Here is an 11,488-nt window from a genome sequence, read left to right as displayed (position 1 = left end):
CTCAGGCTCCCTTCTGCGGGATGATCCGCAGGTAGACGGCGGTGATCACCACGTTGATCACGAACAGCAGCAGGAAGGTGACCACCACGGTCTGGTTCACCGCGTCGCCCACGCCCTTGGGGCCGCCGCGCGGGTTGAGGCCCCGGTAGGCCGCCACGATCCCGGCCACGAAGCCGAAGACCAGCGCCTTGAACTCGCTGACGTACAGGTCCGGGAGCTGGGCCAGGGCGGAGAAGCTGGCCAGGTAGGCGCCCGGGGTGCCGTCCTGGAGCATCACGTTGAAGAAGTAGCCGCCGAGCGTGCCGACCACCGAGACCAGGCCGTTGAGCAGCACCGAGACCGCCATCGCGGCCAGCACCCGGGGCACCACCAGGCGCTGCACGGGTGAGACGCCCATCACCGCCATCGCGTCCAGCTCCTCGCGGATCTTGCGCGAGCCGAGGTCCGCGCAGATCGCCGAACCGCCCGCACCGGCGATCAGCAGCGCCACGATCAGCGGGCTGGCCTGCTGGATCACGGCCAGCACGCTGGCCCCGCCGGTGAACGACTGCGCGCCCAACTGCTCGGCCAGTGAACCCACTTGGAGTGCGATCACGGCACCGAACGGGATCGACACCAGCGCCGCCGGCAGGATCGTCACGCTCGCCAGGAACCAGAACTGCTCGATCAGCTCCCGCCACTGGAACGGCCGCCGGAACACGTCCCGCACCGTGGTGGCGGCCAGCGCCAGCAGCTGCCCGCTCTGCCGCAGCCCGCCCGTCAGCGGGTTGCCCTTCACCGGGTCGGCCGCGCTCACCGCAGCACCGCCCCGCGGCGCGGCGGCAGGCCCGGCGATGGCTGCAACTGCTGTGGCAGCGGCCCCGGTTCGGCCTCCTGGTAGGGCTCCTCCAGCGCCAGCTGGGCCTCGTCCTTCTCCTCCGACATCCCGATCGGCCCCTCCCGGCGCCCGCCGAGGAACTGCCGCACCACCGGCTGACGGCTGGTCAGCAGCTCCTCCCGGGAGCCGAAGGCCACCAGCCGGCGGCGGAACAGCATGCCGATGTGGTCCGGCACGGTGGCCGCGATGTCCAGGTTGTGGGTGACGATCAGCATGGTGGCGCCGATCTGCGCGTTCAGGTCCACCAGCAGCTGCGACAGGTAGGAGGTGCGCACCGGGTCCAGGCCCGAGTCCGGCTCGTCGCAGAGCACGATCTCCGGGTCCAGCACCAGCGCCCGGGCCAGGCCCGCGCGCTTGCGCATCCCGCCGGAGATCTCCCCCGGCAGCTTGGCCTCGGCGCCGTTCAGGCCGACCATCTCCATCCGCTCCAGCACGATCCGGCGGATCTCCGCCTCGGTCCTGCGGGTGTGCTCGCGCAGCGGGAAGGCCACGTTGTCGTAGAGGCTCATGGAGCCGAACAGCGCGCCGTCCTGGAACATCAGGCCGAAGCGCCGGCGGGCCCGGTAGACCTCGCGCTCCGGGCCGCGCACCATGTCGACGCCGTCCACCAGCACCCGGCCCCGCTCGGGCCGCAGCAGACCGATCACCGACTTCAGGAAGACGGTCTTGCCGGTGCCCGAGGGCCCCAGCAGCACCGTCACCTCCCCGGGCGGCAGCGTCAGCGTGACGTCCTCCCAGACGGTCTGGCTGCCGAAGGACTTGGTCAGCCCCTCGACGGTCACCTCGATCCCCATCCCGGCTCCTAGCCCTGGTCCGTGGTGCGGCGGTGCGGCAGGGCCGGCAGCTGGATCTCCGGCTCGCAGCCGTTCGGCTGGTCACTGGTCGGGGTGCAGATCGCGCCCTGCACCAGGTTGAGCGAGTTGCCCGGCCCGGAGACGGCCGCGGTGAAGAGCGCGTCCAGGTTCTCCGCCCCGTTCCCGCAGCCCTTGAACTCCGGTATCACCAGGTCCCGTTGGGAGAGCGGCCCGCCGCCGATCAGGGTGTAGTCGGGCTTGCCGTCGCCGCCGCCCGGCAGGTGGTCGTCCTGGCGGCCCTTCAGCTCCAGGTTCACCGGCCGGGCCGTGCGGCAGTTCGGGCCGACGTCCAGCGGGGTCCCGTTCACCTTCACGTCCCGCAGCCTGATCGACTGGTAGCCGCCGATGGTGAACTCGACCGGCTGGTCCCAGTCGGTGTTCCCGGTCGCCACGATGGTCAGCAGGCCCCGCGGCTCCAGCTCCATGACGGCGGTGGTCGGCATGAAGCCGTAGGTGAGGAAGGTGGTCTCGCTGGGCGGGAGTTGGAGGTAGCCGAGGTTGTCGGCCTCGAAGTACGGCTGCTGCCCCTCCGGCGGGTCCCAGAGCGTGACGAACCGCCGGCTCATGTTCACCGCGGTCAGCGCGGGATGCCCGGCCGGGTCGTTGAGCACCGAGGCCTGGTGCTGCTTGCGCACGTTGGCGAAGCCGACCGCGTAGGCGCAGGCCCCCACCGGCGGGAACGGGCCGGTCTCCTCGTTCGGCACCACGAACGCGCCCTCGGGCACCGGCGGCAGCCTGGCCTGGTCCAACTCGCCCTCCGGGGCGGGCGGGCAGGTGTTCACCCCCGAGTGCGGCTGCTCCTGCGCCGCCACCGCGGCCGGAGCGCTCCCGGGCACGGCCCCGGACGGGACACCCGGCACCGTGCCCGCCAGCAGCGCGGCCGCCAGGACGGCGGCCGGCTTCACGGGCACGGCAAGGCGACGCACCGCGTCCCTCATCTCTGGACTCCTCTTGGCTCGGGACGCAGGACAGTACGGCCGGGTAACAAGCCCTCACAAGCGATCGCACGCGGATCGTCGGGAGCGCTCTCTCCGGCCGGGATTTCCTGTCACCGGATGACAAAAGGACCCTGACGGCCTGTCATCCGGTGCGTGTGTTCGTACCCGGACCCGGGTGGTGGCCCGGGCCCGGGTACGGGTGCCTCACGGGGAGGTGATGACCTGCGGGGCGCTCAGCACGTACGCGGCGTTGTAGACCGCCGGGTCGTTGTTGTTCAGCAGACCGAGGCAGGAACCGGAGACGTTGTACGCCCGCAGGTCACCGCCGCTGATGGTGAGGGTGTTGGTGGAGTTGCTGTAGCTGCCGGTCAGGGTCGCCGTCGAACCGGCGGTCGGGCCCTGGAAGTCGGCCGTGCAGCCGGCCCCGCTGATGTGGGCCTTCACCCCGGTCAGGGTGCCGGTGGTGACACCGGTGCCCGCGTTGTAGCTGACCGCGTTCAGCGACCACGGCAGGCCCTGCGGGGTGACGCTGAAGGTGATGCCCAGCGGACCGGAGCAGCTGGTCCAACTCACCGAGGTGATCGAGGAGATGCCCGCGCCGGTGGCGGAGCTGGTGGCCAGCGTGCCGGCCGCGGAGGAGGAGGTACAGGTCAGCTTGGTGCCGGTCTTGGTGTCGGTCAGCTTCGGCGAGGTCGCCTTGGCCGTCCAGGGGCCGCCCGGGCTGGCGGTCCAGCCGGCCAGCAGGCCGGAGGAGGCGGACTGGGTGCCGGCCGTCGCGGTGGTCGGGGCGAGCGTCATGCCGGCCACGGCGGCGAGAGCCGCCGCAGCCACCAGGGCGCCCTTGACAGGCTTGCGCACGATGGGTCCTCTCTGTGGGGGCGGACCCGCCGGGGCACGACCAACTCTCCTGACGAAGAAATGAGTTGGCGCCGAGGCGAATCCGGGGAAGCGAGGCGAACGGGTGGGGCCGTCCTCGCTGGTCCCGGACATTACGCGCCGGTAATCAGGCCCCGCAACGGAGCCGGAACAGTTCCGGGATTCCCGGCCGCGCGCTGCGGATTTCTTGTTCCGGCGCTACCAGAAAACCCCCGCGCCGTTGTCCCGGAGTGAGCCCCGAGTCCCCCTCCGCGGCGCAGAGTGCCAATCCGGTAGCGGAACGCCGACCGGCAGTTCGACGTCACGACTGGTGCGCTGACGACCACTCGTGCCCTATCGTCAGCGAACCACCACACGTCGTATGCGTCCGGCCGCCCCCGGACGCCAGGGGGACTCATGGCCACGCCACGCCGGGCGCCCGGCTCCAGCTCGCCGCTCGACCAGGTGCCGCGCGAACTCGCCGCCGTGATGCGGCCCGAACTCCCGGGCCTGCTCAAGGAGATGGCCGCCGAGATCGTCGCCACCATCCCCGAGTACCGCGAACTGCTGGAAGGACCCGCCGCCCGCGTCATCCGGGTCGGCATCGAACAGAACATCGCCACCTTCGTCGACCAGGTCGCCGCCCCGACCGCCACCACCTCCCTGCGCGACGAGATCTGCCGCCGCTTCGGCCGCCACGAGGCCCTGGAGGGCCGCAGCCTCGACATGCTCCAGGACGCCTACCGGATCGGCTGCCAGGTCGCCCTGCGCCGGGTGCGCGCCGTCGGCCGCCGCCACAACCTCTCCGCCACCGTCCTGATGGCCTTCGCCGACGCCCTCTTCGCCTACATGGGCGAGATCGCCGAACTCTCCCGCGAGGGCTACCTCCAGGCCATGGCCGAACTCGGCGAGGAGCCCGACAACCGCCGCCGCCGGCTGCTGCGCCGCATCCTCAGCGGCACCGGCGCCGCCCGCACCGCCCTCGCCGAACTCGCCGACCACGCCGCCTGGCCGCTCCCCGACCACGTCACCCTGGTCGCCCTCGCCCCCGGCTCCCGCCCCCACCGCGGCGTCCTCGACCGCGACGTGCTGCTCGACCTCTCCGACCGCGAACCCCACCTGCTGTTACCCGGCCCTCTCACCCCCGCCCGCCGCGAGGGCCTCACCGCCGCCCTGGCCGGCTGCCGCGCCGCCGTCGGCCTCACCACCCCGCTCGCCGAGGCCGCCGACTCGCTGCGCTGGGCCCGCCGGCTCCTCCCGTACACCACCGGCCCCCTGACGTACTGCCAGGACCACCTCGTCCACCTCTGGCTGCTCAGCGACCCGGCCCTGCTCCACCAGCTCGACCGGCACTACCTCGCCCCGCTCGCCGCCCTCACCCCCACCCGGCGCTCCCGGCTGCTCGACACCCTGCGCGCCTGGCTCACCACCCGGGCCAGCGCCCCCGACCTCGCCGAACAGCTCGGCGTCCACCCGCAGACCGTCCGCTACCGGCTGCGCGTCCTGGACCGCGCCTTCGGCGAACGGCTCGCCGACCCGGAGTCGCGCTTCGCCACCGAGATCGTGCTCCGCGCCACCGCGCTCACCGGACCGCCCCCGCCCGCGCGTTGACCGCCCGACCGCCCCTCGGTCCCCCGCCCGGGGTGCGGCGGCACCCTTCCGCTCCGTGCGCGGAGCACCCAGGATGACCCCATGACGACCGCGATAACGCACCGCTACGTCGAGTCCGCCAGTGGCCTGCGCATGCACGTCGCCGAGGCCGGCACCGGACCGCTCGTCCTGCTCCTGCACGGCTTCCCCGAGGGCTGGTACTCCTGGCGCCACCAGCTCACCGCCCTCGCCGAGGCCGGCTACCACGCCGTCGCCCCCGACCAGCGCGGCTACGGCCGCACCGGCGGCCCGGACGCGGTGGACCAGTACACCATCCTCCAACTCGCGGGTGACGCCCTCGGGTTGATCCCCGCCCTGGGCGCCGACCGGGCCGTGGTGGTCGGCCACGACTGGGGCGCCCCGGTCGCCTGGCACACCGCCCTCTTCCGCCCCGACCTGGTCCGCGGGGTCGTCGGCCTCTCCGTCCCGCCCTACCCGCGGATGCCGGTACGGCCCACCGAGCTGTTCCGCAAGGTCTTCGGCGACGCCTACTACATGCTCCACTTCCAGCGGCCCGGCGTCGCCGACGCGGAGCTCGCCCGCGACCCCGCCACCACCTTCCGCCGCCTGCTGGCCGGCCGCGCCGCCGACCCGGCCGGCCTCACCCCGCTGGTCCCCGAGGGCAAGGGCTTCCTCGACGCCTTCCGCTCCCCCGAGACCCTCCCGGCCTGGCTCACCGAGGCCGACCTCGCCCACTTCGCCGCCGAGTACACCGCGTCCGGCTTCACACGCCCGCTCAACTGGTACCGCAACCTCGACCGCAACTGGGAGCTCACCGCCCCCTGGCAGAACGCCCGCATCCGCACCCCGGCCCTGCTGGTCGTCGGCGACCGCGACCTGGTCGTCGCCAACGACGCCGCCAAGGCGCTCATCGCCACCCTCGACCAGCACGTCCCCGAACTCGCCGCCCCCGTCTGGCTCACCGACTGCGGCCACTGGACCCAGCAGGAGAAGCCCGCCGAGGTCAACGCCGCCCTGCTCCGCTTCCTCGACGACCTGGGCTGACGGAACGCCGGAGGGCCCGGGCGGCCTCATGAGCGCCCGGGCCCTCCCTCCGCATCCGCCTACTGCCCCATCACGTACCGGACCGTGGGACCGGTGGTCCACCCACCGTCCACCGCCAGCTCCGCACCGGTGATGTACGAGGCCTCGTCCGAGAGCAGGAACACCGTGGCCGCGGCGATCTCCGGCGCCTCGCCGACCCGGCCCATCGGGGTGTTCGGGTAGTTCCCCTCCCCGCGCTCGATGCCCACCTGCGCCGTCATCGGCGTGTAGGTCATGCCCGGGTGCACCGAGTTGACCCGGATCCGGTCGACGCCGAGCTCCACCGCGCCGATCTTGCTCAGCCCGCGCACCGCCCACTTGGAGGCGCCGTAGCCCGCCGTCAGCGCCAGGCCCATCAGCCCGGCCGCCGAGGAGATGTTCACGATCGAGCCGCCACCGGCCTCCCGCAGAGCCGGGACCACGGCCTTCATGCCGATGAACACCCCGGTCAGGTTGATGTCCACCACCTTCCGGAAGTGCTCCACCGACTCGTCCACCAGGAAGCTCCCGGTGGAGATGCCCGCGTTGTTCACCAGCCCGTGCACCCCGCCGAACTCCGCCACCGCGAAGGCGACCACCGCAGCCCAGTCCGCCTCCGAGGTCACGTCGTGGTGGTGGTAGCGGGCCCGCTCCCCCAACTCGGCGGCGGTGGCCCGGCCCTCCTCGTCCAGCACGTCGGTGATCACCACGTTGGCACCGGCCGCCACCGCCTGGCGGGCCGCCTCGGCACCCAGGCCGCGGGCTCCGCCGGTGATCAGGACGGTCTTGCCGTTGAGCTCGGTCATGACTTCATGCTCCCTTGCGATGGTGGTGCTCGGTGCTCCCGGACGGCGGGGTGGTGCCGCCCGGCGTGTGTGGCGCCGCGTCCGGGCGGGTCAGCCGTCGATGTCGAGCGCGGGCAGCGGTGCCGTGAGCATCGCCCCGGCCATCGCCACCAGATCCGCCCGGAACAGCGCGTCCCCCGTCAACAGCCGCTCGCCCGCCTCCAGTTGACGGGCCCGCTCCGCCAGCGCCGCGCCGACCAGGATCAGCGCCAGGTCGATCCGCTCCAGCCGTACCGGCTCGGGCAGTTCGAGCAGCGAGGTCTCCAACTCCCCGATCAGGCGCCAGTACCCGCCCCCCGCGAGGTGCGGATGCGGCTCCCGCGTCCGGATGCCGCTCCGGTAGCTGATCTGCGCCGCGATCCGCAGCCCGTCCCGCCCCGCGTCACTCGCCAGCTCGGCCGCCTCGGATGCCACCAGCGCGTCCAGCAGCACCGGGAGCGGCTGCCCCTCCGGCCGCGGCAGCAGCGCGTGCAGCGACCGCTCGGCCCGCTCCTGCCGTTCGCGCATCACGGCGTCCAGCAGCCCCTCCCGCGAGCCGAAGTGGTACTGGACGGCGGAGGGGTTGGACTGCCCCGCCAACCTGACCACGTCGCGCAACTGGGCACCGTGCACGCCCTGTTCGGCGAACAGACGGGCACCGGCCCGGATCAGTCGGTCACGGGTGGGCGTGCCACCCGCCGGAGTTCTCGGCATGCCTCCACTCTAATGCTCACCATTATTAAAGTCGAACGCCCGTCGGGCCGACCCCGGATTGCCGAAGGAAGATCATCAACTAGTAGGCTGCCTGCGCAACACGGCGCGACGAAGGGGAGAGCGATGGCGCGGGTTGCGGTGGTCGGCGGAGGAATCAGCGGGCTGGGCACGGCCCTCATGCTCGGACGGCGCGGCCACACGGTCACCCTCTTCGAGCAGGACGACCGGCAGGCCGGGGCCGATCTGGAGCAGGACTTCTACCACTGGAAGCGACCCCGGGTACCGCAGGCCAACCACCCGCACTCCTTCCTCGCACCGGTCCGCACCGTCCTGCGCGCCGAACTCCCGGACGTCCACGCCGAGCTGCTGGCACGCGGAGCCCGCGAGTACCACGACTTCGACTGGTTCGGGCAGCACCCCCCGTACCGGGCCGGCGACGAGGACCTGGTCACCCTGCGCACCCGCCGCATCGTCCTCGAGACCGCCCTGACCACGGCCGTCCGGCACGAGCCCGGCGTCCGGGTCCGGCGCGGCTGCCGCGTCGAGGGCCTGACCTTCCGTCAGGACTCCCCCACCCGGGTCACCGGCGTACGGACGGACTCCGCCACCCACCCGGCGGACCTCGTCGTCGACGCCTCCGGCCGCCGCTCCCCGGTCCCCGGCTGGCTGACCGCTGCCGGCCGCCGCCCACCCGTGGTCGAGAGCCACCGCGCCGGCATCGCCTACCTCTGCCGCTGGTACCGCCTGCGCCCCGACGGCCCGCGCGACCCCGGGCGGGTGAAGACCGGCTCCGACGCACCGTTCGCCCTCGCGGGCGTCTTCCCCTCCGACAACGACACCTTCGCCGTCAGCGTGGTGCTCTCCACCGGCGACCCGACCCGCAGCGCACTCCTCGACCCCGCCGTCTTCGAGACCGTCGCCCGCCGCTTCCCCGCCCCCGCCGCCTGGCTGGCCCTCGACCCCGAACCGCAGACGCCGGTCCTGGCGATGGCCGGGCTGGACAACCGCTGGACCTCACTCGTCGACGACACCGGCCCCGTGGTGACGGGCCTGGTCAACGCCGGCGACAGCCTCGTCCACACCAACCCCACCCTCGGGCACGGCGTCGCCCTCGGCCTGCGCGCCGCCCAACAGCTCGCCGCCCACGCCGACCGGATCGCCGCCGACCCCAGCGAGTACCACGCCTGGACGGTCCGCGAACTCCGCCCGTGGTTCGACGCCCAGGTGACCGCCGACCGCGGCAACGAGCAACGCCTCACCGGGACTTCGCCCTCCCCCGACCTCCGCGCCGCCGCCCGCGCCGCCTGCGCCTTCGACGACCCGGTCGTCATGCGCGCCCGCGCCCAGGTCCGCCACCTCCTGAAGCCGGCGGCGGACGCCTACGGCACCGAGGAGGTGGACCGCGCCGTCACCGACTGGCTTGCCGCCCGCCCTGACTTCGCACCGACCCACGACGGTCCGACCCGGGCCGAGTGGGACGCCCTCATCCCCGGCTGAGCCGAGAGGGCGAAGGGCCCCGCCCCCGTCAGTCGAGGCAGAACTCGTTCCCCTCGACGTCCCGCATCACGATGCAGGACTCGTTCTCCTCGTCGGCGTACAGCACCACGTCGCATACGGCGCCGAGCGCCACCAACCGGTCGCGCTCGGCCTCCAGCACCGCCAACCGCTCGGCCCCCACCAGCCCGGTGCCGGCCCGCACGTCGACGTGCACCCTGTTCTTGGCGACCTTCCCCTCCGGCACGGACTGGAAGAAGAACCGCGGCCCCTCCCCCGTGGGATCCACCGCCGCCGACCAGGCCCCCACCCCCGAGGCCGGCAGCGTACTCACGTACTCCTCCCAGTCGGCGAAGCCCTCCGGCGCCGCCGGAGCGACGTAACCGAGCACCTCCCGCCAGAAGCGGGCGACCCGCTCCGGCTCGGCGCAGTCGAACGTGATCTGGACTTTCCTCAGTGCGGCCATCCGGCCACCGTAGCAACGAAGACGATCACAGGCACCAGGATTTTCCGCCCCGGAAACGCAGAGAAGCCCCCTGACGAATCGTCAGGGGGCTTCTCTTGAATGATTGTTCGGCGGCGTCCTACTCTCCCACAGGGTCCCCCCTGCAGTACCATCGGCGCTGTGAGGCTTAGCTTCCGGGTTCGGAATGTAACCGGGCGTTTCCCTCACGCTATGACCACCGAAACACTATGAAACTGTCAACCGCACCACGCCCCGTGCCAGACGGGTGGGGTCGTTGTTTCAGAACAACACAGTGGACGCGAGCAACTGAGGACAAGCCCTCGGCCTATTAGTACCGGTCAGCTCCACCCCTTACAGGGCTTCCACATCCGGCCTATCAACCCAGTCGTCTACTGGGAGCCTTACCCTCTCAAGGAGGTGGGAGTGCTCATCTCGAAGCAGGCTTCCCGCTTAGATGCTTTCAGCGGTTATCCCTCCCGAACGTAGCCAACCAGCCATGCCCTTGGCAGGACAACTGGCACACCAGAGGTTCGTCCGTCCCGGTCCTCTCGTACTAGGGACAGCCCTTCTCAACACTCCTACGCGCACAGCGGATAGGGACCGAACTGTCTCACGACGTTCTAAACCCAGCTCGCGTACCGCTTTAATGGGCGAACAGCCCAACCCTTGGGACCTACTCCAGCCCCAGGATGCGACGAGCCGACATCGAGGTGCCAAACCATCCCGTCGATATGGACTCTTGGGGAAGATCAGCCTGTTATCCCCGGGGTACCTTTTATCCGTTGAGCGACGGCGCTTCCACAAGCCACCGCCGGATCACTAGTCCCGACTTTCGTCCCTGCTCGACCCGTCGGTCTCACAGTCAAGCTCCCTTGTGCACTTACACTCAACACCTGATTGCCAACCAGGCTGAGGGAACCTTTGGGCGCCTCCGTTACTCTTTAGGAGGCAACCGCCCCAGTTAAACTACCCACCAGACACTGTCCCTGATCCGGATCACGGACCCAGGTTAGACATCCAGCACGACCAGAGTGGTATTTCAACGACGACTCCACCCAAACTGGCGTTTGGGTTTCAAAGTCTCCCACCTATCCTACACAAGCCGAACCGAACACCAATATCAAGCTATAGTAAAGGTCCCGGGGTCTTTCCGTCCTGCTGCGCGAAACGAGCATCTTTACTCGTAATGCAATTTCACCGGGCCTATGGTTGAGACAGTCGAGAAGTCGTTACGCCATTCGTGCAGGTCGGAACTTACCCGACAAGGAATTTCGCTACCTTAGGATGGTTATAGTTACCACCGCCGTTTACTGGCGCTTAAGTTCTCAGCTTCGCCTAGCCGAAACTAGACTAACCGGTCCCCTTAACGTTCCAGCACCGGGCAGGCGTCAGTCCGTATACATCGCCTTACGGCTTCGCACGGACCTGTGTTTTTAGTAAACAGTCGCTTCTCGCTGGTCTCTGCGGCCGGCCCCAGCTCAAGGAGTAAATCCCATCACCAGTTCCGGCCCCCCTTCTCCCGAAGTTACGGGGGCATTTTGCCGAGTTCCTTAACCATAGTTCACCCGAACGCCTCGGTATTCTCTACCTGACCACCTGAGTCGGTTTGGGGTACGGGCCGCCATGAAACTCGCTAGAGGCTTTTCTCGACAGCATAGGATCATCCACTTCACCACAATCGGCTCGGCATCAGGTCTCAGACTATGTGTGAGGCGGATTTGCCTACCTCACGTCCTACACCCTTACCCCGGGACAACCACCGCCCGGGCTGGACTACCTTCCTGCGTCACCCC

Annotated in this window: 9 protein-coding genes, 2 rRNA genes and 1 pseudogene (1 of these 12 running past the window's edge); 3 read left to right on the top strand and 9 right to left on the bottom strand. The window is 70.5% G+C overall.

Going from position 1 to position 11,488, the window contains the following annotated elements:
• Window position 1: 1 nt before the first annotated feature.
• The 4 genes and pseudogenes from ABD946_RS33690 to ABD946_RS33675 form a co-directional block, all read right to left on the bottom strand.
• Window positions 2-796: an MlaE family ABC transporter permease gene (locus ABD946_RS33690; protein ID WP_345289446.1), complete on the bottom strand. Its 795-nt coding sequence runs from the start codon at window positions 794-796 to the stop codon at window positions 2-4.
• Window positions 796-1,671 (bottom strand): annotated as a pseudogene (locus tag ABD946_RS33685) (ABC transporter ATP-binding protein); the annotation flags it as partial. The pseudogene ABD946_RS33685 and the gene ABD946_RS33690, both read right to left, overlap by 1 nt.
• Window positions 1,672-1,679: 8 nt before the next feature.
• Entirely contained in the window at window positions 1,680-2,669 is a 990-nt protein-coding gene (locus ABD946_RS33680) for a hypothetical protein (RefSeq protein ID WP_345289445.1), read from the bottom strand.
• 204 nt (window positions 2,670-2,873) lie between these two features.
• Window positions 2,874-3,527, bottom strand: a complete 654-nt coding sequence (locus ABD946_RS33675; RefSeq protein ID WP_345289444.1) for a hypothetical protein — start codon at window positions 3,525-3,527, stop codon at window positions 2,874-2,876.
• Window positions 3,528-3,941: 414 nt separating this feature from the next.
• Between ABD946_RS33675 and ABD946_RS33670 the strand changes: the two genes are divergently transcribed.
• Both ABD946_RS33670 and ABD946_RS33665 read left to right on the top strand, forming a co-directional pair.
• Window positions 3,942-5,135 carry a PucR-like N-terminal domain-containing protein gene (locus ABD946_RS33670; RefSeq protein ID WP_345289443.1) on the top strand — a complete coding sequence of 398 codons (1,194 nt, stop codon included), beginning with the start codon at window positions 3,942-3,944 and terminating at the stop codon, window positions 5,133-5,135.
• A gap of 81 nt (window positions 5,136-5,216) precedes the next feature.
• Entirely contained in the window at window positions 5,217-6,179 is a 963-nt protein-coding gene (locus ABD946_RS33665; protein WP_345289441.1) for an alpha/beta fold hydrolase, read from the top strand.
• Window positions 6,180-6,238: 59 nt separating this feature from the next.
• Here the strand turns inward: ABD946_RS33665 and ABD946_RS33660 are convergent, their stop codons facing one another.
• Window positions 6,239-7,003 carry a glucose 1-dehydrogenase gene (locus tag ABD946_RS33660; protein ID WP_345289440.1) on the bottom strand — a complete coding sequence of 255 codons (765 nt, stop codon included), beginning with the start codon at window positions 7,001-7,003 and terminating at the stop codon, window positions 6,239-6,241.
• A gap of 90 nt (window positions 7,004-7,093) precedes the next feature.
• Entirely contained in the window at window positions 7,094-7,735 is a 642-nt protein-coding gene (locus ABD946_RS33655; RefSeq protein WP_345289439.1) for a TetR/AcrR family transcriptional regulator, read from the bottom strand.
• A 123-nt stretch (window positions 7,736-7,858) separates the two neighbouring features.
• Between ABD946_RS33655 and ABD946_RS33650 the strand changes: the two genes are divergently transcribed.
• Window positions 7,859-9,232, top strand: a complete 1,374-nt coding sequence (locus ABD946_RS33650) for an FAD-dependent oxidoreductase (RefSeq protein WP_345289438.1) — start codon at window positions 7,859-7,861, stop codon at window positions 9,230-9,232.
• Between the two features lie 28 nt (window positions 9,233-9,260).
• On the opposite strand, the gene ABD946_RS33645 is transcribed toward ABD946_RS33650, so the two are convergent.
• The 3 genes from ABD946_RS33645 to ABD946_RS33635 all read right to left on the bottom strand — a co-directional run.
• Window positions 9,261-9,695: a VOC family protein gene (locus ABD946_RS33645; RefSeq protein WP_345289437.1), complete on the bottom strand. Its 435-nt coding sequence runs from the start codon at window positions 9,693-9,695 to the stop codon at window positions 9,261-9,263.
• A gap of 105 nt (window positions 9,696-9,800) precedes the next feature.
• Window positions 9,801-9,917: ribosomal RNA gene (gene rrf / locus ABD946_RS33640) — 5S ribosomal RNA — on the bottom strand.
• A gap of 86 nt (window positions 9,918-10,003) precedes the next feature.
• Window positions 10,004-11,488: ribosomal RNA gene (locus ABD946_RS33635) — 23S ribosomal RNA — on the bottom strand; it runs 1,636 nt beyond the window's last position.

The sequence above is a fragment of the Kitasatospora albolonga genome (assembly GCF_039535905.1).
GTDB classification, from domain to species: domain Bacteria; phylum Actinomycetota; class Actinomycetes; order Streptomycetales; family Streptomycetaceae; genus Kitasatospora; species Kitasatospora albolonga.
This window is presented reverse-complemented; position numbering and strand designations above follow the sequence as displayed.

Bases quoted from the DNA above. Each gene is read 5' to 3' on its own strand.
- ABD946_RS33680 (WP_345289445.1), bottom strand. From the start codon at position 2,669: ATGAGGGACGCGGTGCGTCGCCTTGCCGTGCCCGTGAAGCCGGCCGCC.
- ABD946_RS33670 (WP_345289443.1), top strand. From the start codon at position 3,942: ATGGCCACGCCACGCCGGGCGCCCGGCTCCAGCTCGCCGCTCGACCAG.
- ABD946_RS33660 (WP_345289440.1), bottom strand. From the start codon at position 7,003: ATGACCGAGCTCAACGGCAAGACCGTCCTGATCACCGGCGGAGCCCGC.
- ABD946_RS33650 (WP_345289438.1), top strand. From the start codon at position 7,859: ATGGCGCGGGTTGCGGTGGTCGGCGGAGGAATCAGCGGGCTGGGCACG.
- ABD946_RS33665 (WP_345289441.1), top strand. From the start codon at position 5,217: ATGACGACCGCGATAACGCACCGCTACGTCGAGTCCGCCAGTGGCCTG.
- ABD946_RS33655 (WP_345289439.1), bottom strand. From the start codon at position 7,735: ATGCCGAGAACTCCGGCGGGTGGCACGCCCACCCGTGACCGACTGATC.
- ABD946_RS33645 (WP_345289437.1), bottom strand. From the start codon at position 9,695: ATGGCCGCACTGAGGAAAGTCCAGATCACGTTCGACTGCGCCGAGCCG.